The organism is Acinetobacter sp. ANC 4805 (assembly GCF_022549495.1).
Lineage (GTDB): Bacteria > Pseudomonadota > Gammaproteobacteria > Pseudomonadales > Moraxellaceae > Acinetobacter.
In genome coordinates, this window is the sequence record NZ_JAKZGD010000011.1 from 1 (window position 1) to 26,080 (window position 26,080).

Below are 26,080 nucleotides of genomic sequence, written 5' to 3' on the forward strand. Positions count from 1 at the left end.
GCTGATGGTAGTGTGGCGTTTGCCATGTGAGAGTAAGTCATCGCCAGCTTTTAAATTAAATCACCCCCTCCGCTAATGCTGAGGGGGTGTTTTTTTACGTGAAGATTTTTATATAATCTTTGTTTATGCAAAGAGATTAAGATATTGAGAACAAAATCAGAACAACTATTTGAAGAAATCTTAGAGAGAAAAAAGATAAGTTTTATTCGAATAGAAGAAAAAATAAATAAGACGCCTGATTATAAGATTGTGTTAGATAACATGGATACATATTGGGAAATTAAAGAGCTCAATAATACTGATTTTCAAAGAGAAACAATCAAAAAAATTGAGGCTAATGAAGTGCTTTCAATAGATATAAATTCGAATGGTTTGGAAAATCAGATAAGGAAAGCTAAGCGGCAATTTAAAGGCTATGAAGTTGATACTCATTCTTGTGTTATTGTAATAGCCGATTATAGAAACTTCTTTTTTAAAGATTTTAGTATTATTTCTACATTAAAAAGTTTAATGATCGGAAGAGCTCACTATGCGATAAGTTCAAACGATTCACTTGTTCAGATCTCTAGAGATTTGGGATTATTTACTTATCGAGGTGAGTATATTAGTGCGGTGGCATTTATCCTTCAAGAGCAAAAGGAGTTGATGTTTTTGCATAACCCGAATGCAAGAATTTCTCTTCTAAAATCGCCTCTTACCTCCTTATTTAGTAACCATGAATATGTAAATAGAACTGAACAGGGGGATTATTGGTCGAAATTTGAGGTTTCTGATTTGAACTAATATATGATTGATTTTAAAGTGTTAATAAATGGAATTCTTTTTATTCTTCTAAAATATTGGGACAGAAGAAGATGTTTTTAAATTACTCAAAGATTAATTTACTACAATGATGTGAGATATTGGTGCATTTAGATTATTCACAATCTAATTAAAAAACTAAACGTTAAATTATTGGTATTTTATGGTAATTGTTTAATAGTAAAATTACTCTATATTATTGATTTAAAAGTACTTTAATTTAGATAAGAGGTATTAAAATTCCCTAAAAAGTCGATTTTAAAGGTCATGGATGTATTCATGTCATTGATATAAAAAACTTTATGGGAAAATTCTGACAATTTTGGATTATTTCTATCAAAATTATCAAATCAATTTTTTGAATAGAAAATACAACGAATATTCGTTCTTCTATATGCGTAAACTTTGCATTATGTTATAAATATATAAGTAGGCATGTTTTTTGCTTGTTCAAAAAGGTATTTTAGTATGAAGCTATCTGTTGGGTTGAAAGTTGCGAATAGTTTATCGTTAACACCCCAATTACAACAGGCAATTCGTTTATTGCAGCTTTCTAGTTTGGAGTTGGAACAAGAAATACAAATTCAATTAGATAGTAATCCTTTACTTGAAAAAATTGAAGAGATAAATACAACTGAAAGTTTATCTTCTTTAGAGCCAAATGAAACGGCAGATTTAACTACTGAACTCAATGCGGATCATTTGCCAAATGATTTGCCCGTTGATACGGAGTGGGATGATATTTATACCCACCAATCGACTGCTTTAGCATCACCTGAATATGAAGAAAGAGAAGATAATCGTCAAGTTCAATTGAGCCTGAAAGAGCATATTCTAGAGCAGGTGAATTTACTACATTTTTCTATTGTAGATAAATTGATAGCTTATTGTATTGTAGATTCCCTAGATGATAAGGGGTTTTTAGATACTGATTTAGATGATGTTTTGTTGGCAGTTACTCGATTATTACAAGAAATGGAGAGTAATGAAGAGGTTGAACAAGATGAAATTATTGTTGTTTTAAAGCATATACAACGTTTAGATCCAATTGGTGTTGGTTCTAGAAATTTAGCAGAATGTTTAAAGATTCAATTAGAAACAATAGATGCGAAAGTTCAGTATTTGCTCGAAGCGAAGAAACTATTGCAATATTATGAGCTATTAATTTCAAATGATTTAAATAAATTATTGAAACAAACGGGGTTATCTAAAGAGCAATTGAAAGGAGCTGTTGATCTATTAAAAACTTTAAAACCATATCCTGGTTTAGAATTTAATCAACAAGAATCTGAATACCAAGTTCCAGATGTGGTCGTTTCTAAGAAAGATCAGCATTGGCAAGTGCAGCTTAACCCTGATGTTATGCCTAGATTACGTGTTAATTCTTTTTATTCAAATATGATTCGTCGTGCTGATCAAAGTGAGGATAACGTATATTTACGAAATCAGATGCTTGAAGCAAAAAACTTTATTAAAAGTATTGATGAGCGTCATAAGACTTTATTAAAAGTTGCAACTTGTATTGTTGAACACCAACGAGCCTTCTTGGAGCAAGGAGCAGAAGCAATGAAACCTCTAGTGCTTCGAGATGTTGCTGAAGAAGTTGAGTTGCACGAATCTACAGTTTCACGTGTGACTACCAATAAGTATATGTTAACTCCGCGTGGTCTATTTGAATTGAAGTACTTCTTTTCCAGCCACGTTGGAACGACTACGGGTGGGGAAGCATCTTCTACGGCTATTCGTGCAATGATTAAGAAGTTGGTTTCAAATGAAAATCCACGCAAGCCTTTGTCAGATAATGCAATTGCTGAAATGTTGAAAAATGAAGGGATTGAGGTTGCTCGAAGGACTGTTGCAAAATATCGCGAATCGTTACATATTCCATCGTCTTCAGAAAGAAAAGTCTTGATCTAAATTTCAAGGTGTGACTATTCTAAGCGTTCATTATGACGAAATAATGAATTTTCAATAATCACTAAAGGAATCGTTCGGATGATTTAATGGATGTTTAACCACATTGTGAGCATTAATATTGCCTGAGCGATTTTTTGTATCCTTAGAAAAGGTGAGGGATAGAATTATGCAAATAACAATTCGTGGACACCATTTAACCATTACGCCTGCTATTGAAGAAAATATAAAAACTAAATTTAGTCAAATGACTAAGCATCTAGATCAAGTGAATAGTATGCAAATCAAATTGGCTAAAGATCATCAAATTGATAAGCGATCTCACAAAGGTAGTGCAAATCATATTGCTGAAGCGATTATTCGTTTGCCGGGGATTGAGTTGTTTGCGCAGGCAACGGCTGATGATATGTATACTTCAATTAATAAATTAACAGAAAAATTAAAAAGACAGCTTGCAAAACATAGAAAAATACAGTGTTCTTATCAGCATGAGCTGGCAATATTGACCTAAGTTTTCTCTTTATCAAAAGAGGCTTCTGATATAGCCTCTTTTTTTATCGATAAAAAAAGAAACGGCTTACTGAATTATGTGAAAAAGTTATAGTAAAATATATCGTTTTACGCCAATGGTTGTATAAGAGGTCTTGTAATGAATAGTGAGCAGCTCACGCAAATTTTAAAAGAAGCTTTCCCTGAAGCAGAAGTAGCAGTGAGTGGCCAAGCTGGAAAATTCGACCTTCGAATTGTTGATGATCAGTTTGATGGTAAGCGTACGGTTACTCGTCAACAAGCCGTTTACGCACCGTTAAATTCTTATATTGCGAGTGGTGAAGTTCATGCAGTCACGATTCGTGCAATGACAAAAGACGAATGGCGCAAAGCAAGCCTTTTCGGAGCTTAAATATTAATGGATAAATTTTTAATTACGGGCGGTGTTAAGCTCGATGGTGAAGTACGTATTTCTGGTGCTAAAAATGCGGCCTTACCTTTACTTGCAGCAATGATTCTTGCTGATTCTCCGATTACGTTAACCAATGTACCGCATTTAAAAGATGTTAATACCTTAGTGAAGTTGATTGCTGGCTTAGGCGTCACTATGACTTATGAGGGTGATACGGTTCGTGCTGATGCATCAACATTAGACAATCAGTTTGCACCTTATGAACTCGTGAAAACCATGCGTGCATCAATCTTGGTGCTTGGTCCATTATTGGCTCGCTATGGTAATGCTAAAGTTTCATTACCTGGAGGTTGTGCAATTGGATCACGTCCTGTTGATCAGCATTTAAAAGCTTTAGAAGCTTTGGGCGCACATATTGAAGTTGAGAATGGTTATGTTCATGCTTCAGTTGATGGTCGATTAAAAGGTGGAGAAGTCATTTTTGATATGGTTACAGTTGGCGGTACTGAAAATATCTTGATGGCTGCTGTATTGGCTGATGGTGTAACCACGATTCGTAATGCAGCGCGTGAGCCTGAAATCACTGATCTTGCACAAATGCTTATTAAGATGGGTGCTAAGATCGAAGGCTTGGATACAGATACGCTAGTTGTGACAGGTGTTGAAAGCTTACATGGCTGTGAATATGCAGTTGTTGCTGACCGCATTGAAACAGGTTCATATTTAGCTGCTGCAGCAATTACAGGTGGTCGAGTTAAAACCACGCATACTGATCCTGCATTACTAGAAGCAGTATTAGATAAATTTGAAGAAATGGGCGCGGAAGTAACTCGTGGCGATGACTGGATTGAATTGGATATGCAGGGCAAGCGCCCTAAAGCAGTTAGTTTCAGAACGTTGCCTCATCCAGAATTTCCAACTGATATGCAAGCACAGCTTATGGCGGTCAATGTGATTGGTCGTGGTTTTGCGACGATCTCAGAAACAATTTTTGAAAATCGTTTTATGCATGTTCCCGAATTATCTCGTATGGGTGCGAACATTCAAGTTGAAGGACATGATGCAGTTGTAACTGGTGTAGAAACACTACAAGCAGCTCCTGTTATGGCAACGGATTTACGCGCATCATTTTCTTTGGTTCTTGCTGCATTGGTCGCAGAAGGTGAGACTTTAGTTGATCGTATCTATCATATTGATCGTGGATATGAACAAATCGAAGAAAAGTTACAAAGTTTAGGTGCTCAGATTAAGCGAGTGAAAGGATGAATGACGTAAGAAACGATGATCCAAATTTTGATGTAATGGGTAATTTTGATCATGGTTTAACCTTAGCACTTAGTAAAGGACGAATCTTAAAAGAAACGTTACCTTTACTTGAGAATGCGGGTATTAATTTATTAGAAGATCCTGATAAATCACGTAAATTAATTTTTCCAACCACACATAAAAAAGTACGTATTTTGATTTTACGTGCTTCTGATGTACCGACTTATGTTGAGAACGGTGCAGCAGACTTTGGTGTGGCGGGTAAAGATGTATTGATGGAGCATGGCGCTCAGCATGTTTATGAGTTGCTTGATCTAAAGATTGCGAATTGTAAGTTAATGACTGCTGGTAAGGTTGGAATGGAACGTCCTAAAGGTCGTTTGAAAATTGCGACTAAATACGTCAATCTAACACGTCAATATTATGCAAGCTTAGGTGAGCAAGTGGATGTGATCAAGCTTTATGGTTCAATGGAGCTAGCACCACTTGTTGGTTTGGGTGATTATATTGTTGATGTGGTCGATACAGGGAATACTCTGCGTGCCAATGGTTTAGAACCATTAGAAGAAATTTGCAAAGTTTCTTCCCGTTTAATTGTCAATAAAGCTAGTTTTAAACGTAAACAAGCCATCCTCAATCCAATTCTGGTTCAGTTAGAAGAGGCAATCAAATCACGTTAAACGTGATTTTCCATCATGACTGAACGATAGTTGCAGAGATGATGCCCACAAGTCGCCTGAAAAAGAGTAAACTTAGCTTTCTCTTATTCGCCTTGTGGGTAAATTGATGCGACGTTTATCGACTCAGGATCAAAACTTTAAACAACTATTTGCTGAACTTTTAGCATTTGAAACAGTTAATGATCCTCAATTAATACAAACTGTAGATCAAATTATTGCTGATGTTCGTCAGTATGGTGACGATCATGTGCTTAAATTAACACAACAGTTTGATCGACATCCTGCGCATCAATTCTCAGACCTAGAACTCACTCAAGAGCAACTCAAAATAGCATTTGATGGGTTAAGTACTGAAATTCGTGAAGCCTTGGGGCTTGCTGCAAAACGTATTCGCACTTTCCATCAAGCGCAAAAGCAAGAAGGTTGGACTTATGTCGATGAGTTGGGTAATACACTAGGTCAAAAAGTCACGCCACTTGATCGTGTTGGGATTTATGTGCCAGGTGGACTAGCATCTTATCCTTCTTCAGTATTAATGAATGCTTTGCCTGCTCATGTGGCAGGTGTGCCTGAAATTATCATGGTTGTTCCTGCACCAAATGGTGACTTGAATCCATTGGTACTCGCTGCTGCTTATTTAGCGGGGGTGAGCCGAGTCTTTACGATCGGTGGTGCGCAAGCAGTTGCTGCATTGGCTTACGGCACACAGACAATTCCTGCGGTAGATAAAATTACAGGTCCAGGAAACCGTTTCGTTGCTGCTGCAAAACGTGCTGTTTTTGGTCAGGTCGGTATTGATATGATTGCAGGGCCTTCAGAAATTTTGGTTTATGCTGAAGGTGAAAATAATGCAGAATGGTTAGCCATGGATGTATTGTCTCAAGCAGAGCATGATACTGTTGCTCAGGCCATTTTTATTACTTCGGATGAAGCACTTTTAAATGCGGTTGATGCTGCGATTGAAAAACATTTAAGTGAACTGCCAAAAGCAGAGATTGCTCGAACTTCAATTCAAAATCGTGGTGCATTGGTTCTCGTTAAAGATCGTGCAGAAGCGGTTGAACTCATTAATCAGGTTGCTCCAGAGCATTTGGAATTATGTCTCGATGAGGCAGAATTAATGAGCCAAGAGATTCGTCATGCGGGTGCGATCTTTATGGGGCGCTATACGCCTGAAGCGATTGGTGACTATTGTGCTGGTCCAAACCATGTCTTGCCGACCTCTGGTACAGCACGTTTTTCTTCACCGCTTGGTGTTTATGATTTCCAGAAACGTTCAAGTCTGATTATGTGCTCAAAAGAAGGGGTTAAAACCTTGGCGAAAACGGCCGATGTCCTTGCTGTTGAAGAAAATCTTGATGCCCATGCACGCTCAGCACGCTACCGTTATGAATCCCTCCCAACCTCCCTTTAATAAAGGGCTAAGTTCCCCTCTTTATGTCAAAGAGGGGTTAGGGGAGATTTTAAAAAAAGAGATTAAGTATGTCTATTACAGCAGAACAAATGCGTTTTTGGAGTCCTGAAGTTCGTGAATTAGAGCCGTATGTGCCAGGTGAACAGCCAAAAATTCAGAACTTACTCAAACTTAATACCAATGAAAATCCATATCCACCATCACCCAAAGTTGTGGAAGCTGTCCAATCTGTTTTAATGAATAACGCGGATGCTTTGCGTCTCTATCCAGACCCAGATGCAACAGCTTTAAAGCACGCGATTGCCAAACAGCAGCATGTTGGCATTGAACAAGTTTTTGTTGGTAATGGGTCAGATGAAGTCCTAGCACATATTTTTAAAGCTTTTTTTATTCAGAAAGAGCCGATTCTTTATCCTGATATTACCTATAGTTTTTATCCTGTTTATAGCCAGTTTTTTGGAACTCAAACCAAGCAGATTCCATTGAATGAAAAATTCGAAATTGATGTGTCGGATTATGAACAGGAAAATGGCGGTATTATCATTACTAATCCTAATGCACCAACCAGTATTGCATTAGGCTTAGATCAAATTGAACAGGTGTTAAAAGCTAATCCTGATCGAGTGATTGTGATTGATGAAGCCTATGTGGATTTTGGTGCAGAATCAGCAGTTCAACTTGTCAATCAATATGAAAATCTAGTGGTTTGCCAAACAACATCAAAATCACGTTCATTGGCTGGCTTGCGTGTTGGATTTGCGATTGCACAATCTCATTTGATTGCCGCACTTGAAGCTGTAAAAAATAGTTTTAACTCGTATCCAATTGATCGTTTTGCGATTGCAGCCGCAGTGGCATCATTCGAAGATCAAAGCTATTTTGAAGCTCAATGTACAAAAGTGATTGAGAGTCGTGAACATTTGGTCGCTGGTTTAACGGCTTTAGGATTTGATGTTCTACCCTCAAAGGCGAATTTTATTTTTGCAACTCACCCACAACATGATGCTGCACAGCTTGCACAGCAACTCCGTGAGCAAGGGATTATTGTTCGTTACTTCAATAAACCACGCATTAATCAATTCTTGCGTATCACGGTTGGTACAGATGAGCAAAATCAACGTCTAGTGGATACACTTAAAACGAAAATTTTATAAATCTATATTGAGATTTAGTTTTCAGGCATCTGCCATGTATTGATCAAATCAAGCATGGCAGAAATTTTATCGAAGCATTCCTGATATTCGGCTTCTGCATTAGATGCGATGGTAATACCACCGCCAGCCCATAAAGATAGTTGATCTTGATACTTTTGGATGCTACGGATCAGAATATTCCAACGACCTGTTCCATCAAAATTAAAATAGCCTAAACTGCCACAATAAGCACCACGTGGAGCACCTTCTAATTCTTCAATAATTTGCATGGCACGAATTTTCGGTGCACCTGTAATAGAACCACCAGGGAGTGCCGACAATAACATCTCTATTGGATTAACATCTTCTTTTAATATTGCTGTGATTTCACTCACCATGTGGTGTACTTGATTGAAGCTTTCAATTTCAAATAATTTTGTTGTCTCAACAGAGCCTATTTCAGCGTACACGCTTAAATCATTGCGGAGTAAGTCAACAATCATGACATTTTCAGCCTGATCTTTTTCAGATTGACTAAGTTTATTTCTTGATATTTGGTCTTGTTGATTATCCTCAAAACGCGGCATAGTGCCTTTGATTGGACGTGTTTTAATTTTTCGATTTGCTTGAAACTCAATAAACAGTTCTGGTGAACAGCTGAGCAGCTCAAAATCATCTATTTTCAGATAACCTGCATAAGGGGCATGAGTAAGCTCCCATAAGTCTTGTGCTTGATCTAATAATGAACCTTGAGCAGTTGCAATGAACTCTTGAGTTAGATTAATTTGATAACAATCACCAGCTTTAATGTATTCCTGAACTTGATCGAATGCTTGTATATATTGTTGTTTTGACCACCGTGGATGGCATTTTTCAAGTAAAAAAAGTGGATTTAGCTTCTCGTTCATCGGTTTATTGAGCAATATAGATATTTGCTCGTAAATATATTGATCTTGACTGTCGCTATAAAAATACCATTCATTCTTATGAAACTTTAAAAAGCTCGTATATTGACCTAAGAAAAAGTTGGGTTGAGGATGATGCGCGGCATCTACAAACTGATTTGCACTATAGTCATAACTAAAGAAACCAATATATCCCCCATTGAAGCAGGTATCACTTTGAGGGGCTTGCTTTGAATCAAAGCTTGAAAAATCTATAATTGATGCTGTTTCAGTCTGTATATATTGATTAAATTCAGTTTGATGAAATTGCTTCAGCACTGATTGTTGAAATAATAAGAATTTTTGCGGTAAAAAAGCGATAATAGGGTTGTTTTGATCATGTAAATAGATGAGACCTGTCATGTCACGAAGTTGTGAAAGTAGATCAAATGCAGAATTGAGTTGCGTGTTAAGCTTTTGCTGAAAATAAGACATAAAACGGAAATACATTCATATACATTTAGAAAAATGAATTGTACTACAATCACAAAAACTCTACTGATATTTATCAACTCAAGCTATAGAACGTAAAGCAACTCGGGCCAAGGCGTAGCTATAGATTGCGTAGTTAAAATAAATAATGGAAGGCTTCAAATTAGACTATGGAAAAGAAATTTTGTTTACATTTTGAAATGTCTTATATGTTTGATAAGAGAGGAAGATATTTCAAGTTTTTATGTGAAACATCAGATTTGGTAATAAAAAATATGTAGACCTTTCCTTATGTTATGAAATAAATACAAAAAATAGAAATATAAAACTTATAGCGCCGTTTGTCGGGTTATTTATAAAAAACGATTAACAGTAGTTGAACATAAAATAACAAACCTGTAATTTAGTACTTGCTAAACGAACTACTCAAGGATTGGAAGTTCAGGTTGTCATTAAGAAAAAAACGACAGTGAACAGCAGAGTAGTGAAAGTCAAAAAATAAATGCTCTTGGGAGAGTGCTCAATGAAAATGTTTACTAAACTAGCTTTAGTTTCTTCAATGGCGATTAGCGCAAATGCAATGGCTATGCAGTCAATGGATGATGCTGCACTAAGCGCTGCAACTGGTCAAGACGGTATTAATATCGGTATCGGTATTTCTCGAATTGATATTGAAAAAGTTTTAATTCACGATAACGATGGTTTGGCGACTGCTGCATTAGGTGGTACTAGTACTGCTGGTGCAATTGTAATTCAAGGAAATGGTACTGGTCTTACAGCTACTAATGGTGTTGTAATTACAGCTCCAATGTTGAATGCTACAACTGTTGACAATAGCCGTGCTTTGGCATCTCATAACCTTGCTGATCTTACAATTGATACAGATGCTGGTACTGGTACAAATGGTGCTTTCCTTAACGTTGCAGCAGCTGTTTCTGGTTTAGATATCTACATCGGTGAAATCGGTGTATCTGCTTCTAATGCTGCGGGTTCTACAGTTCGTCGTGGTAATGATGCTACCAACTACAACAAGATTTTATCAGGTTTAACAATTAAAACTGGTGTTATGAATGCTAACATCCAGTTAGGTGCTGCTCCACAAGGTGCAATGGTTGTATTAAATACAACTATGCAAGGTGGTTTGGAAATCAAAGATCTAGGTATCGTTGATAGCTCTACTAAAACTGGTACAGCTGATGGTACTGCGGGCAACCGTGCTGCAGGTCAAATCTACCTTGATAGCATCCGAGTTTCTGACGCAAATGCTACAAACTTAACTGTTAATGCTGCTGTAAGCGTAGTTGGTAAAGAAGATACTAACAACGGTTACTTACGTATTATTACTGGTTCTGGTGCAACTACTCCTAAAACTGATATGTACATCAAAGGTGTTCATTTAGGTAGCCAAACTGCTGGTTCTATCGGTGACGTAGAAGTTCAAGGTATGCAGACTTACTACTTCAATGGTACTACAAACGTTCCTGGTTCTGTGATTACAATTTCTGGTCACTAAGCTAGTTTAAAAAAAAGCGCACTAGTTGCGCTTTTTTTTATTTTTATTTAGTGTGGTTTGGTAAAAATTAACAGCTAAAAAGTTATTTAATTATTTAAGAATCACAAGAAATTACTCAAATACTACCTAGTTTTATTTTTAAGCTACACTTCGTCAAAAAAAACTAAAAAAAAGCTGTTTTTTTTTATAAAAAAAGGTATCTTCAACAAGCAGGGATGTAGTGTTTACGAACACTAAAATAAAATGAATAAGGCAAGTTGTGCCACGGTTAGAAAAAGAGACTTATGTTAGAGATCGCTTTAGGCTCAGCATTGATGTATTACTTTACAACGCAAGCCTTCGAAATAGAAAAAAAACCAGAGGGAACTGTATATTATACAGAGACCTTAGATTCTCGTAATCCTTCTTTTACACGGAATCATCGTGAAGCAGTGACGATTAAGCCAGCGATAGAAGATCAATTTCGGGGGATTGTGCGTCAAGCATACGATTATAGCTGTGGTTCAGCTGCGTTAACGACTCTTTTGAATGGTTATGGTGGTTTGCGTCTTACAGAGCAACAGACCATGACTGGCTTACTTCAATATGGAGAATATCAGCGTATTATTGAGCGTCGTAGTTTTTCGCTGCTCGATATGAAACGTTTTGTTACTGCTCTAGGGTTGAGTAGTGGTGGATATCGTGGGGAGTTCTCTGATTTAACGGCTTTGAAACAACCAGCAATTGTTCCTATTACATATGCAGGTTTTAAACATTTCGTTGTATATAAAGCATATAAAGATGGAAGAGTCTATGTCGCTGATCCATCCTTGGGTAATATCAGTTTTGACGAGATTCGTTTCAAGCAAATTTGGGATAATAATACGTTATTTATTGTGGATATTCCTGAGCAGTATCGTAAGAACTTATTGGCATTACAAGACTCCGATATGCGTCACGTGGAAGATGCAACTATTAATAGATATGCCCTTGCTGAAATTCAGTTTCCAACACAAAAGTTTGAACGCATAGCTGATAAGGCATCAACCATGCGTCGAGTATTGGATGCTGATCCGACTTCTGCTACGTACAATCAACCGATTACGACTTTTATGCGCTTATATTACAAGCGGAAGTAATTTAGAAATCATTAAAATTAATGTATTAATAGGATGTTACGCAAAAATGAAAAGTCCATGGATGAATATCAGTGTGTTGGCATTAAGTATGAGTGCGATTACAACAACACTTTATGCTGAAGAACAGAAACCAACAGAAGTTCAAGCTGAGCAAGCAACAGCAACAGATCAAGCCGCTGATGCTGTAAAAGATGCACCTAGTGTAAATGCTGCTGAAAGCCAAGCGAGTCAGGCAGCTAATGCACTACAAAAACAAGAAGGTGATGCAACAAAAGAGACGAATCTACAAGAAGTTTTTACGTCGAATGAGCGTCAATATTCTTTAATTAAGAAGGGTGTTATTTCTTCTTATTATGACGTTGATTATACCTATTATCGTGATAGTCGAATTGATGTCGCAACAGGCGATAGTACAAGTGCATTACAACGGTTCCGTGTCGAAGAAGATGCAAACCATACGTTAACCAATACATTTACCGCACAATATGGATTACTTGATAACGTTACTTTATCTGCATCACTTCCTCTGTTAGCGAAAAAAGATATTTTAAAAGAAAAAACAGCAGCAGGTTTGGGTGATATTTCTTTTGGAGCACGTTGGGAACCTTTCCCTTTAAAGCAAGGTCGTCTTCCATTAGTTCTGTTTGGTAGCCTATCAACAAAAACGGGTGATAGTCCTTATGAAATTGGGATTGATGAATTATCTACGGGTAAAGGGTATTACTCTGTTGGTTTTGGAGCAAGTACGCGTAAATATATTGACCCAGTTGTATTGTTTAGCTCGGTATCAGCAAACTACGGTTTAAAAGAGTCGGGGCTCAACCAGCTACGTGGAAACCGGATATTAGAGAGTTTTGATCCAGGTTTAAGTGGTGGTTTTTCATTCGGATTTGCATACTCATTTAACTATGATGTATCACTGACAATGTCTTATCAACAAAGTTTTAATACAGGGGCAAAATTCTACTTTAAAAATGATGAAAGCTATCAATCTGCTGATCAAAGTAGTGCAATGTTGTCTTTTGCTTTAGGGGTTCGCGTATCACCTGAAACCATTGTGAATGGTACTGTTGGTATTGGATTAACTGAGGATGCACCAGATGTATCATTAGGTCTATCTTTCCCGCTTGATATTATAGGTTTTGGCAAAAAAGTTCGTTAAGGAGATGTAATGGTGAAATACCTAAAATTATGTCCCTTAACAGCAGCTATTCTTTTAGCTAGCTTATCAAATATTGCCAATGCGCAATTGGGACAGGACTTATCTGTGGATTTGCGTTCTCTTTCGTTAGGGAATGCGGTTACTGCTGATCCACCAGGGATTAGTGCGGTGCATTTTAACCCTGCTGCGCTTGCAAAGATTGAAGGTTTGCAAACGGATGTGCAGGGTATCTTGGCTAACTTCGCGATTGAGCGGGAATACTCAGCACCTGCTGGATATAATATTTTTGGCTATTCTGATGATCCATTGGTTTGTAATGATGGTCCTGAAGTTAGAACAGGAATATGTACTGACTTCAAAGGGACTGTAAATGGTGATGTTGAATATGCCAGTATTTATGTTCCTATTTTGAAGAAGATCGTAGATTTAGGACCGAATTCACCTTTGGCTGCACCTACAGCAGCGATTGCTTATAAGCCACCTGGTTCGAAAGTGACTTATGCAACAGCAATGTATGCGCCCTTAGTTGCTGGTTTTGGTGCAGAAGATGGTAACCCTAGTAATTATATGGGACAACAAGTCGCTTTAGAGCGTATTACATATTTGTCACCATCTTTTGGTTATCAAGTAAACGATCATTTATCTGTCGGAGCATCATTTGGTATGTCTTACCAAGCGATTGCGTTAAAAACAGATTTACGCTTTCCAAATGAAATGATTGGTGTCTTGCGAATGGTGGATGAGGTCGTCTGTGCCCCATTTAAAAATAACGGAGACATTATCACTGATTTATTATTATTTGGTATCTGTAATGCTCAAGAAGGCATGAATCCATTTAGTAAGATGGGTGCAATGGATGTATCGTTAGAACAATCACTTAGTCCTAGTTATAACTTAGGTGTATTGTGGGAACCTACGGATGACTTCAGTTTTGGTATGGTTTATCAAAGTGAAGCAAAAATGCGGTTGCGTGGAAAGTATTTAATTAATAATGCAACAGCTCCACAACAACTGGTTGCTGGTTTAAACTCTTCAGCAACAGGTCAGATTTTAGCTGCAATTCTTGGTTTACCAGGTTATGTACCGAATGTGGAATCAGGCTTAGTTGCTATGGATTTTAAATATCCACAACATTTTAAAGCTGGGATTAAGTATAAAATTTTCCCAGACTTACAAATGAACTTTGATGTGGGTTGGACCGATTTTGCTGCTTGGGATAAGTTTAAATTTGAGTTTGATCGACAAATTTCACTATTAAAGGTTGCGAAACTTCTTTCTTCTGATGTAACAGATCGTTCTTTGGCTTTACCATTGAAGTTTCAATCCTCTTGGCGTTGGGGAATTGGTTTTGAATATTCTGCAACAGATCGATTGAAATTGCGCATGGGCTATGAACCACGTACAAGTTCTATCCCTGATGATAAACGAAATACGATGGTTCCTATTAATAATGCTCAGCTTTTTGGTTTAGGCGTTGGTTATCGCTTTGATCAAGATACAGATCTAGATTTATCAATAGGTTTCTTACGTAGTCGTGATGATATTCCTGCAAACACAAGTAGCCTTGCAAACAAAACTGGGGTTGATAATATTTTATTAAACCCATATGCAGGATTAGATATTAAAACGAATACTAAGGTGACTTTACTTGGTATTAACTATAGAACAAGATGGTAATGTTAAAGAAAGTGATAAGAAAACAACCTATACTTGTGATTTCATTCGTTTGTGCTGTTATCGCAAGTAGCTCGGTTGTATATGCAGAAGGTTTTTATACAATTATTGGACCTGATGGTCGACCAATGATTGTTCCTAGAAAATCAACTGAGGCTGAGAAAAAAATCATTAAGTCTATACCGTCTAATCATATTGATGACTCAATAAAATTAGAAAATAGAGTTCAACCTAAGAATGATATCGATGTTCCAAAAACATCAACTACAGTCGTGGTTAAAGATGACCTAATAAATGCATCTCAAATCCAGCCCACCATAGAATCTAAAAAAGAAGTGATTAAGTCTGAGGTAAGAAGTGAGCCTCAAGCAATTGTTAAATCTAAAAATATCATACTACAGCAACAAAATCTTGAACAAAAAAGCTTAGAGCAACCAAAGTCTGATATTACAAAAGAAGTTGTATCTAAGGAAGTTCAGGCAGTTACTACTCCATCAGCATTTGCTCGTGTGGATGGCGTAGAATATGTGAATAATGAATATTTAGAGGATCAAGAGTTTAACTTAGATGGTAAAAAACGTTTTTATACCATGCCAGATGGTACTGGGCGCTTAGAAACAATAGAGCGTAAAAAAGGTGTAAGCCGTTCAATGTTAGATAGAATGCTCAGTCGATCAACTCAGGGTCTAGATTCGATTGCATTATCTAATAGTTATGTACGTTTATCTGCACAAGATTTATCTTTGGCATTTGAGAATGATCGTTGTTTTTTAGAAGGATATAGTAAGAATAAAACGATTAAAACTCTAGCTCCTCAAAAAGATATAGGTTTATGGCCTCGTAAGCCTTTAAAAGAAAAGTTTGAATATGAGTTAGTGCAACTTGAACAAAATATTCAATATATGCAAGTTGACTCCTACGCTTCTAATGCTAATAGACCTACTTATTATTGGCCATTGGTCGTTTTTTTAGATGAGTCTGGTTGTGTATTAGAGGGTGTGAGTGGATTTAAAAGTCAAAAAATTCCCGCAACATTATTACAACATGCTGCTCTTCAGGGGGTGCTTAAAATACCGCCTAATAGCCATTATATGATGATCACCCCTTTAGCTTCAGCCGTGGATGTTCCTGAGCAGGAACTTTCAAATCAAGGACAGATTAAGATTACTGCTTTACAGTAGGCATAAATAGGATGAACCCATGACAAATAAAAAAGTTTTATTACCCTTTGCCTTAACGACATTAGTGGCATTTTTACAAGGTTGTGGTGGTGAAAGTGCTAAAATTAACGAAGACCCAAATAAAGGGGTTGAAGGTGTAACAGCCAATACCAGTTGTTCACCAACAAATACCGATTGCCTACCATTTGTAATGGATTACCCTATTTCTGGTCTGAACTTTGATTGTAGTAGTGATAAAGTGAATCACTTCGTAACAAAGTTGGAATCAAATACTGTCACAGGTGCTTGTAAATTAGGGGATACAGCGACTTTTTATATACAAGGTAAAAACGCTAGAAAAATTAGTCTAGGGGCTGTGAAATTAGACGATATTTCTAAAATTAATGATTCACGATATCCTATACCTCGTATGCGTCTTATTGATTTAGCGAGTGCATTAACAGGGAAAGTACCAGCGACACTTGATCTAAATGATGAAACGATTCGTGTTGCAATTGCATTAGTCAAAATCTCTCATAGTATTGGTCTTGAACAAGATGATAATGTTTTAGGTGATATTCAACCGACTCAGATTACAGATGAAAAGAAAGAACTATTATCTAAGCTAACGAAAGATATTGGTGTTACTGAGCTGAGTAGTGGAGCCTATGTCGAAATATTAAAACCTTGGTTAGATGTCACTACAGTAACAGATGAACAAGCATTAACGATTCTTACTCAACTCTTGAATTTATCGAATGCTGGTGTATGGCAAGCAACAATACCTTTCTTAAAAGCAGGCACGATTAGCTCTTCAATTAAGACCAGTGATGGTTTCTTTGGTTGTAACCAAGCGCTGTATACGGATTGTGTAAATGCAGACAAAGGCAGCAGCCTGATCCATTCGATGGGTGAAGTATTTTTATTAACAGATCGACAAGGTTATGCAATAGGAACTGGGCAGCAGTGGCGAGGCCCTGCGAGTTTTCTTGAAGGTAAACTCTATCCACCACTTCTTTTAATTACCAAAGTGAAAGCCCAAAAAGTACAGATTAATGCTCAAAACTCATGGTTAAACCCACTTACTCGGGAAATCAATTCAAATCAACCTTTGCGTTTCTCTCTCACTGCAAATGCTGCTGAAGATTTGAAATTTAAACAAGGTAAGCTAATTAATGGTCACACAATACCGGGCACTGAATATATTTATCGACTTTTATTGAATGCGAAAGACACAGATACGGTAAACACGGCACATTTAGGGCAATGGGAACAAGCAATCGATGGCAGAGCATATAATGGTAGCCTCGAAATTTATAAGGCAAATCCACCAAGCTATTTAGGTAAAGATGTCTTTAAAACGAGTGCGAATGTAAAAACAAATGAAAAATATATTTTCCCTTTGTATGCAACATTAATTTTTGGATTCTCTGATAGTAGTATTCCTGATTCAGAAAAAATTAAATTAGGAATCATGATTGATGAGTATGGCAATATTCGAACAGATATTAAGAAAGATGCAACAGCAAGTGATATGTCTGGTAATTGCGCAAAAACTCAATCCATAAATGCAGATGGAACAATCACTGACGAATATGGTGAGATGCAGTATCGAATAGGTACGACAGGCGCAACTTCATTTACGGCGACGAGTAAATCTGTTTCAGTTCGAACAATTTTATCTAATCCAAAATTCGGGTTACTTAATGGCGCTATGTTTGGTCTGAATGTTGGTCTTATTTATCAAAGTAATGATATTAAATCGATTGGTGGCGCTAAAATCAATGTGCATAATTTATTGAGTGATGCACCACAAAAAGAAATTACTTTAACTGACTTTAGTGAAGGAAGTAATATTGTTTTCTGGTCAAATACTTATGCTTACTATCAAGCTGCTTATATCAATATGTATGATAATTTGAAAGATGATACTGAGCGAAATAAGTATGTTAAACCAACCGATGAAGATCGAGTAATGGCTAAACGTTGGACAGGACCTGTTACAATTCAGTTGGCCAATCAAAGTGCAGCAGCATGTAAAGCTGTAAAAATAAAATAACTTTTTAGTAAAAAAGACCGCTTATTGGATATAGTTCAATAAGCGGTCTTTTTTTATTTAACCTGTATGATCTAAACGCGTACCTAATGTTTCTAAGTGAGAAGGGAATACCCCTTGTTTACGATCTGAGAAATAATGTTTTAAAGTTTGTTCTACACTTGGAAATGCGAGTTCTGTCCACGGAATTTCATGTTCTTCAAATAAACGACACTCGAGGCTTTCTTCTCCAGCACCAAATAAACCTTGTTTTATCTGTGCTTTAAACAGTACGTAAATCTGCCCAATACGCGGAATATTATACATACAGTACAGTTGTTCAATGTCAACTTCGGCTTCAGCTTCCTCACGTGTTTCACGTGCAGCGCCTTGCTCCATGGTTTCAAATAATTCCATGTAACCCGCAGGGAGTGTCCATAATCCATAACGAGGTTCGATAGCACGTCGACAAAGTAAAACCTTATCATCCCAAATAGCCAATGCTCCACAAATGACTTTCGGATTTTCATAGTGGATGTTGCCACAGTGTGTACAGACAAGCCGTGTTTTATGATCGCCTAGCGGGATTTTTGCTTCAGTTTGATGTCCACACGCAACGCAAAAGCTCATAATTATCATCAACCATAGAGATAACTCAGCATAACTGAATTTTTATCACTTCGCATCATGATCTATGATTGTCATTAAAATTTCAGTTATGATGATTTGTAAGGAAAATGAGAAAAAGAGATGAGTCATATGGAAGAGCCATCGTTAATACAGCTTTTACAACAACGGTTGCGTTTTTCCAAACGAATCCAACAAGCTGATGCAGCTGTTTTAATTGCGATTACACAAGAGCCTCAACCGAAAGTTTTACTCACACGCCGTTCAATCCATTTATCGCAACATGCTGGAGAGGTGTCTTTTCCGGGTGGTAAACGTGATCCAAGTGATACCAGTAATATTGTGGTGGCTTTGCGTGAGGCACAGGAAGAAACAGCACTTAATCCTTTTGACGTCAAATTGTTGGGTGATTTGCCGATACAACGGGCCCGTAGCGGTTTATCTGTGAAACCGATTGTAGGATTAATCCCTGCGGAGGTGGACTTAATTGCTCAGCCTACAGAGATTGATCGTATTTTTTTTGCGCCGTTACAGCAACTAATTGATGCACCACCTTTACCCTATGAAGTACGTTTGGTTCGACAATCAATTTATTTCCCAAGCATGCAAGTGGAAAATGAAATTGTTTGGGGTTTAACCGCTCGTATGTTGGTATCGTTATTTCAGTATGGGCTTGGGCATCAAAAGAAATGGCCTTTTTTAGTGAATCCACCACATTTTGGATTATCTAAGTTTTAGTTATCTTTTATTTAAATTGGGTGTTTTGTCATGATGTATACCTATCAGGGATTGAGTCCAAAAGCATTACATGAACCTTGGGATGGCTGGGTTGCACCAACTGCGACAGTGATTGGTCAAGCTGAATTGGGGCGTCGAGTCAGTATTTGGTTTGGTGCAGTTGTACGAGCGGATAACAGTGTTATTCGGATTGGAAATTTTTCGAATATTCAAGAAAATGCAGTTTTACATACCGATGCAGGCATTGAACTGAATATTGGCGATTATGTGACGGTGGGGCATCAAGCGATGTTACATGGTTGTACGATTGGAGATAATTCTTTAATTGGTATCAATGCTGTTGTTTTAAATAATGCGGTGATTGGTAAAAATTGTATTATTGGTGCAAATGCGCTGATTCCTGAAGGTAAAATCATTCCTGATAATTCAGTTGTGATGGGGTCACCTGGTAAAGTAGTTAAAACCTTGGATGAACAAGGTGCCGCACGCTTGCATTTGAGCGCTTTACATTATGCGGAACATTATCAAAATTTCTTAGCATTGGAAGAATTTAGCTTCGAGTGATTTTAAGCTAAACTAGATTTAAATTTAGCCAAGTATAGACTTGGCTTTTTTGTATCTAGCAAAAGCCAATAACTCGCTTAGGAGGCTTGAGTGGGGTATGATACTCGACGTTTTTTATCTCTTTTAGACTAAGGTTTTTGCATGAAGTTGCTTGCATTGGAAACGGCAAATGAACACTGTTCTGTTTCGTTGATTGATGATGTTGAAGAACTCTATTTTCAATTAGATGAGCGACCAAAAGCACAAACCCAAACGATTTTGCCTTTAACTGAGCAAGCTTTACTGCAAACACAAACTCAGTTAGCCGATTTAACAGCAATCGCTTTCAGCCGTGGGCCAGGTTCATTTAGTGGTGTGCGTATCAATGCGGCTGTTGCGCAAGCTTTGGCATGGTCACAAGATTTACCTGTGATTCCTGTATCAAGTTTGCAAGCACTAGCGCAAGCAGCATATCGTTTGACAGGACTACAACAAGTCACGGCTGTTCTCGATGCACGTATGCAAGAAGTTTATATTGCTAATTTTAGCATTGATGAACATGGCATCATGCAAGCAGTCGATGAAGAAAAATTATTAAATTACCAGCAAGCTGCAGCATATTGTAAATTCATGGCGATTGGCTCAGGTTCAGAATTGGTTAAGCCAAATCAAATAGACTCGCAAGAGGCTTCCATTCTGAAAACGTCTATCCCAGAAATCAGAGCAACTGCGCAGGATATTGCAACAATTGCTCGAATTTATGCAGCGCAGCAAAAATGGGTTGATGCTGAGCATGCACTCCCTGTGTATTTACGTGATGATGCATGGAAAAAAATTCCAGAACAAGGTAAGGCGAATTAAGGTTAATTATGGATCTTTTATTGCTATTTAAAGCTGCAATTATGGGGTTGGTAGAAGGGATTACTGAATTTCTACCGATCTCAAGTACAGGACATTTGATTTTAGCAGGACAATTGCTAGATTTTTGGACTGTTGAAAAACGAGATATGTTTGCGGTTGCTGTACAAATTGGTGCGATTGCAGCAGTAATTTATGAGTATTGGGGCAAACTGTGGGGCGCATTAATTGGCGCACTCACAGGACAAGAGCAAGGTCGTCGTTTAAGTCTTAATTTAATCATCGCTTCTGTTCCAATTGTGATTATTGGCTTGAGCTTTGGTGATGTGGTAAAGGCTTATTTATTTAATGCGGTCACGGTTGCAATTGCATTAATTGTCGGTGGTTTCGTTATTTTATGGGCGGAACGCCGTCCGCATCAAATCGTGAGTCAAGAAGTCGAAGATCTAACATTCAAGCAAGCCACATTGATTGGTTTGATTCAATGTCTTGCATTAATTCCTGGGACATCACGTTCTGGTTCAACCATTATTGGTTCATTGTTCTTAGGTATTTCACGTAAAGCAGCAGCTGAATTTTCATTCTTCCTCGGTATTCCTGTGTTGATGGGTGCAGGCTTACTGGATATGTATAAAATGCGTCATGAATTACATAGTAATGATATGGCTATTTTAGCAGTCGGAATTATTGTTGCCTTTGTTTCAGCTTTGATTGTGATTCGTGCATTAATTCGTTATGTCTCTAAGCATGACTTCACAGCCTTTGCTTACTATCGTATTGTCTTTGGTTTATTTATTTTGGCGACATGGTGGACAGGTTGGGTGCATTGGTAATGCAAATGATCTGTTGGTATCAGACTGAGTATGCAGAGCAATTTCAACAACTTCAAACCCGTTTAGCAAGTTTGGATGTTGAATTAAAAGGTCAAATCGTTGAAAAAGTGAATGCGCGTTTCCTTCGTCTGAATCCAGAAATGGCTTTGGTTTTAGATGAGGATGGACTCAGTCTTGCTGCCAATGGGATGAAAATGCAACCAGATTGGCGTGCTGAGATTCCCCGTTTAAAACGCGCCAGTTTGAAGTCTGAAATGATTGCGAGAGCATGTCAGTTGGGTGAAAAACCAAGCTTAATTGATGCAACCGCAGGCTTAGGTCATGATAGTTTATTGATGGCTTATCTCGGTGCTGATGTCCGTTTGGTTGAACGTCATCCGATCCTATTTGTGTTATTGGAATATACGAAAACTCAAGCGGAACACGATCCATTTTTGCAGTCTGTTATGCAGCGGATCCAACTTATTCATGCTGATTCAAATTGCTATCTACATACATTAGAACAGCAAGGCGAGCGAGTGGACGTGGTGTATTTAGATCCGATGTTTCCACAGCGAGATCAAAATCATCAAGTGCAAAAGAAGCAAGCACAAGTCAAAAAGCAAATGCAATTACTGCATCTGTTATTACCTGAAGATGGTGAAATGGATTTAGGAGATGAGTTGTTACATCTTGCCCATAAGATCGCAAAGCGCGTTATTGTTAAGCGTCCACGACATGCAGTTTATCTGGCAGATCAAACACCTGATCACCAATGGTTAGGTGATGCCTGCCGTTTTGATGCATATTTTTCCAAAAGTTCAACTTAAAGCTGATCCAACTGATTGTTTAGCTTAGGTCAATGCTCGGTAAAGATTTGTGATATAGTGCAAAAGCATGATTGATAAAAAATTCTTGTCGAGCTTAAATGAGAATGGTACATCGTACCTTTTGGGAAAAGCGATATTCATTTTATAAAAGATGAACATATTTTCAGTTTAGGCTTAAAAAGAGAAACACCCGAAGAATTTTATGATAGACCTTAAACCCTCCATTAATATCTGGCATGATTTTAAAAGTAACCAAATTGCTGGAATGTGGTTGTTCCTTGGGTCTCGACGTTCCTTACAGATTGTTCATCCATCAATTACTCAACTCATTATCTGGGGTATTTTAGGTGGTTGTACCAACTCACTTTATAGCTGGTTGGTGGCAGGGCAAATTGGTGAATTTAACCCTCAAGGTTTGATTGGTTACGCACTTTGGCCTTTTATTGCCTTAATTGTGGGGATTTTCCTTTCGCAACGCATGAACCAAGCCCGTTTAATGCTTGTACCTGCATTATTATGGTTAGTGCTTGATACCAATATCTTATTATTACAGTGCTTGATTCAATATTTAGGTTCAAACGGCTATCTTAATTTTATTCCTGATACCATCTATAACGGTTTCTTGCCACCTTTGTTTGTTGGACTATTTGTCTGGCAAAGTTTAGCTGTGATTTGGGTATTTTCACGTGCATTAAATTGGCCGTGGTGGGAACGTGCCTTAGTCTTTGTGGCAACGATTGCAACGATGGTAGTTTGGCAGCTTTCTGTAAAAGATCAGCCGATTTGGAAAGTTGAAGAGACACCGCCAAGTTTTGCTGAAGATGCTTTTTATGCGCAAAGTCATGTGTTGGATAAAGCATTAGATCAAATCCAATATGGAGATATTGCGAAAAGCCACTGGTATTTTATGGGTGTCGCAGGGGATAGCTATGCTGATGTATTCAAATCTGAGATTGAGCGCATCAGAGAGCAGTTTGATACGCGTTTTGGAACGTTTGGACGCTCCATTATGTTGATTAATAATTCTGCGACACGTTTAGATGTTCCAATTGCCTCTAAAACCAGTATTGAGTTGGCTTTGCGCCGTATTGGTCAGCAGATGAATCGTGATAGTGATGTGTTATTCCTGTATATGACATCACATGGTGAGCGTAATCACTTTGAAATTGAAAATGCACCTTTAGAGTTGGGGCAAGTCGATCCAAAATGGCTACGTGAAACGCTTGATAAGTCAGGTATTCGTTGGCGCGTCATTGTTATTTCAGCGTGTTATTCGGGGAGTTTCATTCCTGCATTACAGTCACCTGAAACTCTAATTATTACTGCTTCAGCAGCAGATAAAACCTCTTTTGGCTGTAATAATGAAGCAGATTACACTTACTTTGGTCGAGCTTTCTTTGATTTAGCGATGCGTGAACAATCCTCAATCAAAAAAGCATTTGATCAGTCTAAGCAAACTGTGACACAGTGGGAAACTGCTCAAGGATTTGAACCATCTGAACCGCAATGGGCAATTGGTCGTAACATGGAATTGATGTTGCCACAACTTGAGCCGTATCTATTCCCAACGCAAAATATCACAACAACAGACATTACAAAAACACAGGATAATCAACATGCAGCTACTGCAAAAAAATCGTTGTTTTGAGGGTGAGCAACGGATTTATCAGCTAGAGTCACAGCATCTTAACGGTTTAACTCGAGTTGGCGTCTATTTGCCGCCTGCTGCTTTAGAAGGGAAGCCTTGTTCAGCATTATTCTATCTTGCAGGTTTGACTTGTACTGAAGATACCTTTGCAATTAAAGCACATGCACAGCGTATGGCTGCTCGGCTGAGTCTGATTTTAATTAGCCCTGATACCTCTCCGCGTGGGGAGGGCGTTGCACAAGGTGATCATTGGGATATTGGTCAGGGTGCAGGCTTCTATATCAATGCAATTCAACAACCTTGGGCTGAACATTACCAAATGGAGTCTTATTTGGTTGATGAACTCTACGCACACGTTTTACAAGCATTTCCAATTATCGAAAGTCAGATTGGGATTTTGGGACATTCAATGGGTGGACATGGTGCGTTAACCTTGGCATTTAAATACCCAGAACAATTTAAATCAGTTTCAGCTTTTGCTCCGATTTGTGCGCCGAGTATTTGCCCATGGGGTGAAAAGGCATTTAGCCAATATTTAGGTGCGGATCAACAGCAATGGTTAGCGCATGATGCAACCGCCTTAGTTCAGCAAAAGGGTGGAATCTTTGAGGAAATTTTAATTGATCAAGGTCTAGACGATCAGTTTTATGCTCAATTGAATCCTGAAAAGTTTAAGCAAGCTTGCCTAGATGCAGGGCAACATTTAACCCTACGCCAACACAAAGGTTATGATCATGGTTATTACTTTATTCAAAGTTTTATCAATGATCATCTGCAATTCCATGCGATTCAGTTAGAAAAGCATTAAGACTATTTTGTAGTCCATTTGATATGTATACTAAATTGCTAGGTGGGCTAATACTTTGAAATAATAGGAAAAATTGTGCAGTATACTTTTAATCATGTGGCAGTTATGCCGTATAACTGTGGTTAGGTCTATTCAATGAAGATCATGTGCATACCAATCTTACTTTTCATCTTAGCTACCACACCCGCTTGTGCAACTCAAAGTGCAGACCTCCACACACATGAAGGCGGCTTGCGAGAATCACTCGCTGTTAACATTTCATATCCAAGCCCTGCAACAGCATTAGCCGCCGTCAGAGCAAAACCTAACGTTACTACAGAAGAAAATGAGGAATGGTTTATTCTGAATGACAAAGCTGAGAATTCGCTTTGGAGCATTACAAAACCTAGCCATTTCGCACACCCAACGGCTGTCCTACGCCACACCTATGAGAAAGATGGGCGAGTATTTATGGGCATGGACGTAAAGTGTGGGAACTCTAAGGAAAACTGCGATCGCGTTGTGCAGCAATTCATCGAGCTCAATAATAAGATTTATGACCAGTTCAATGTAAAATAGGTCTAACAAGTCGTTTTAGATGGACACTTCAGCGTGCCGCCTTAACTTCAACGTTATGGCTTATTGATAAAGATATGACATCAGGTATTTTTGAAAAATTAGATAGCTTTGGGATTAAGAATGATCACTTACAGCTCCATATCCATATAATTCAACTCGAAAAAGTAATGCATTAATAAGAAGCTCTTTCGAGCTTCTTATTAATGATGTTGCCACTCAACAATAAACTCCTGCTGAGCCATACGATTTAAATGGTCAATCACCACTTGTTCTAGACGAGCAACATCTTCTTGCTGATTTTCAATCAATACATCTAAATGCTGTTCTTGTGGTGTAAGAGTCACCGTTGCTGTAGGCATGAAAATTTTTGAGTATGCTTCAGTTTCAGCCACTTCAAATTTATGCTTCCAGTGATTGAGCAAGCGCTTACTAATTCGTTTTGCTTCATCTGTTGTAATTTGTGTTGTGCTATTCATGTCTTAAGGTCATATTCTACTTTTCATCGTTAAAA

General features: G+C 37.9%; 25 protein-coding genes. 22 read left to right on the forward strand and 3 right to left on the reverse strand.

Features of this window, described 5'->3' with window-relative positions; genetic code table 11:
• Window positions 1–144: 144 nt before the first annotated feature.
• From MMP60_RS13800 to hisC, 8 genes are all read left to right on the forward strand, one after another.
• On the forward strand, window positions 145–783 hold the full coding sequence (locus tag MMP60_RS13800) for a hypothetical protein (protein WP_241336946.1): 639 nt from the start codon (window positions 145–147) through the stop codon (window positions 781–783).
• 486 nt (window positions 784–1,269) lie between these two features.
• Complete coding sequence (locus tag MMP60_RS13805; RefSeq protein ID WP_241336947.1) at window positions 1,270–2,718, forward strand: RNA polymerase factor sigma-54; 1,449 nt, start codon at window positions 1,270–1,272, stop codon at window positions 2,716–2,718.
• Between the two features lie 166 nt (window positions 2,719–2,884).
• Entirely contained in the window at window positions 2,885–3,226 is a 342-nt protein-coding gene (gene raiA, locus MMP60_RS13810; RefSeq protein ID WP_018678007.1) for a ribosome-associated translation inhibitor RaiA, read from the forward strand.
• A gap of 138 nt (window positions 3,227–3,364) precedes the next feature.
• Window positions 3,365–3,616: a BolA family iron metabolism protein IbaG gene (ibaG, locus tag MMP60_RS13815; RefSeq protein WP_018678006.1), complete on the forward strand. Its 252-nt coding sequence runs from the start codon at window positions 3,365–3,367 to the stop codon at window positions 3,614–3,616.
• A gap of 6 nt (window positions 3,617–3,622) precedes the next feature.
• A complete protein-coding gene (gene murA / locus MMP60_RS13820) occupies window positions 3,623–4,882 on the forward strand; it encodes a UDP-N-acetylglucosamine 1-carboxyvinyltransferase (protein WP_241336948.1) in 1,260 nt (419 codons plus the stop codon).
• Window positions 4,879–5,562, forward strand: coding sequence for an ATP phosphoribosyltransferase (hisG, locus tag MMP60_RS13825; protein WP_018678004.1), 684 nt, complete (start codon window positions 4,879–4,881; stop codon window positions 5,560–5,562). The genes murA and hisG overlap by 4 nt, the downstream gene beginning before the upstream one ends.
• Window positions 5,563–5,668: 106 nt before the next feature.
• Window positions 5,669–6,976: a histidinol dehydrogenase gene (gene hisD, locus MMP60_RS13830; protein ID WP_241336949.1), complete on the forward strand. Its 1,308-nt coding sequence runs from the start codon at window positions 5,669–5,671 to the stop codon at window positions 6,974–6,976.
• Between the two features lie 68 nt (window positions 6,977–7,044).
• A complete protein-coding gene (gene hisC, locus MMP60_RS13835; RefSeq protein ID WP_241336950.1) occupies window positions 7,045–8,130 on the forward strand; it encodes a histidinol-phosphate transaminase in 1,086 nt (361 codons plus the stop codon).
• Window positions 8,131–8,144: 14 nt separating this feature from the next.
• On the opposite strand, the gene MMP60_RS13840 is transcribed toward hisC, so the two are convergent.
• On the reverse strand, window positions 8,145–9,488 hold the full coding sequence (locus tag MMP60_RS13840; protein ID WP_241336951.1) for an anthranilate synthase component I family protein: 1,344 nt from the start codon (window positions 9,486–9,488) through the stop codon (window positions 8,145–8,147).
• Between the two features lie 520 nt (window positions 9,489–10,008).
• Here MMP60_RS13840 and MMP60_RS13845 point away from each other — a divergent pair.
• The 6 genes from MMP60_RS13845 (at window position 10,009) to MMP60_RS13870 (ending at window position 18,171) form a co-directional block, all read left to right on the forward strand.
• Window positions 10,009–10,998, forward strand: coding sequence for a DUF6160 family protein (locus tag MMP60_RS13845; protein ID WP_241336952.1), 990 nt, complete (start codon window positions 10,009–10,011; stop codon window positions 10,996–10,998).
• Between the two features lie 284 nt (window positions 10,999–11,282).
• Window positions 11,283–12,116: a C39 family peptidase gene (locus MMP60_RS13850; RefSeq protein ID WP_241336953.1), complete on the forward strand. Its 834-nt coding sequence runs from the start codon at window positions 11,283–11,285 to the stop codon at window positions 12,114–12,116.
• Window positions 12,117–12,162: 46 nt separating this feature from the next.
• On the forward strand, window positions 12,163–13,278 hold the full coding sequence (locus MMP60_RS13855) for a transporter (RefSeq protein ID WP_241336954.1): 1,116 nt from the start codon (window positions 12,163–12,165) through the stop codon (window positions 13,276–13,278).
• 12 nt (window positions 13,279–13,290) lie between these two features.
• Window positions 13,291–14,955 (forward strand): outer membrane protein transport protein, encoded by a 1,665-nt coding sequence (locus MMP60_RS13860; protein WP_241337021.1) that lies wholly within the window; start codon window positions 13,291–13,293, stop codon window positions 14,953–14,955.
• Window positions 14,955–16,133, forward strand: a complete 1,179-nt coding sequence (gene filE / locus MMP60_RS13865) for a putative pilus assembly protein FilE (RefSeq protein WP_241336955.1) — start codon at window positions 14,955–14,957, stop codon at window positions 16,131–16,133. The genes MMP60_RS13860 and filE overlap by 1 nt, the downstream gene beginning before the upstream one ends.
• Before the next feature lie 19 nt (window positions 16,134–16,152).
• Window positions 16,153–18,171 (forward strand): hypothetical protein, encoded by a 2,019-nt coding sequence (locus tag MMP60_RS13870; RefSeq protein ID WP_241336956.1) that lies wholly within the window; start codon window positions 16,153–16,155, stop codon window positions 18,169–18,171.
• 57 nt (window positions 18,172–18,228) lie between these two features.
• Here MMP60_RS13870 and MMP60_RS13875 read toward each other — a convergent pair whose 3' ends face one another.
• Window positions 18,229–18,777 (reverse strand): NUDIX hydrolase, encoded by a 549-nt coding sequence (locus tag MMP60_RS13875; RefSeq protein ID WP_018677994.1) that lies wholly within the window; start codon window positions 18,775–18,777, stop codon window positions 18,229–18,231.
• Window positions 18,778–18,897: 120 nt separating this feature from the next.
• Between MMP60_RS13875 and MMP60_RS13880 the strand changes: the two genes are divergently transcribed.
• The 8 genes from MMP60_RS13880 to MMP60_RS13915 all read left to right on the forward strand — a co-directional run bounded on the left by MMP60_RS13880 (window position 18,898) and on the right by MMP60_RS13915 (window position 25,569).
• The gene (locus MMP60_RS13880) at window positions 18,898–19,512 is read left to right on the forward strand and encodes a CoA pyrophosphatase (protein ID WP_023274602.1); all 615 of its coding nucleotides are present in this window, start codon (window positions 18,898–18,900) and stop codon (window positions 19,510–19,512) included.
• Window positions 19,513–19,545: 33 nt separating this feature from the next.
• Window positions 19,546–20,076, forward strand: coding sequence for a gamma carbonic anhydrase family protein (locus MMP60_RS13885; protein ID WP_241337022.1), 531 nt, complete (start codon window positions 19,546–19,548; stop codon window positions 20,074–20,076).
• A gap of 141 nt (window positions 20,077–20,217) precedes the next feature.
• Window positions 20,218–20,916, forward strand: a complete 699-nt coding sequence (gene tsaB, locus MMP60_RS13890) for a tRNA (adenosine(37)-N6)-threonylcarbamoyltransferase complex dimerization subunit type 1 TsaB (RefSeq protein WP_241336957.1) — start codon at window positions 20,218–20,220, stop codon at window positions 20,914–20,916.
• A gap of 8 nt (window positions 20,917–20,924) precedes the next feature.
• A complete protein-coding gene (locus MMP60_RS13895; protein WP_241336958.1) occupies window positions 20,925–21,746 on the forward strand; it encodes an undecaprenyl-diphosphate phosphatase in 822 nt (273 codons plus the stop codon).
• Window positions 21,746–22,555: a class I SAM-dependent methyltransferase gene (locus MMP60_RS13900; RefSeq protein WP_241336959.1), complete on the forward strand. Its 810-nt coding sequence runs from the start codon at window positions 21,746–21,748 to the stop codon at window positions 22,553–22,555. Before MMP60_RS13895 ends, MMP60_RS13900 begins: the two co-directional genes overlap by 1 nt.
• A gap of 202 nt (window positions 22,556–22,757) precedes the next feature.
• Window positions 22,758–24,203 (forward strand): C13 family peptidase, encoded by a 1,446-nt coding sequence (locus MMP60_RS13905; protein WP_241336960.1) that lies wholly within the window; start codon window positions 22,758–22,760, stop codon window positions 24,201–24,203.
• Window positions 24,172–25,011, forward strand: coding sequence for an S-formylglutathione hydrolase (gene fghA, locus MMP60_RS13910; protein WP_241336961.1), 840 nt, complete (start codon window positions 24,172–24,174; stop codon window positions 25,009–25,011). The genes MMP60_RS13905 and fghA overlap by 32 nt, the downstream gene beginning before the upstream one ends.
• Before the next feature lie 144 nt (window positions 25,012–25,155).
• Window positions 25,156–25,569 carry a hypothetical protein gene (locus MMP60_RS13915; protein ID WP_241336962.1) on the forward strand — a complete coding sequence of 138 codons (414 nt, stop codon included), beginning with the start codon at window positions 25,156–25,158 and terminating at the stop codon, window positions 25,567–25,569.
• A gap of 200 nt (window positions 25,570–25,769) precedes the next feature.
• Here the strand turns inward: MMP60_RS13915 and MMP60_RS13920 are convergent, their stop codons facing one another.
• Entirely contained in the window at window positions 25,770–26,045 is a 276-nt protein-coding gene (locus tag MMP60_RS13920; protein WP_241336963.1) for a DUF2218 domain-containing protein, read from the reverse strand.
• Window positions 26,046–26,080 lie beyond the last annotated feature (35 nt).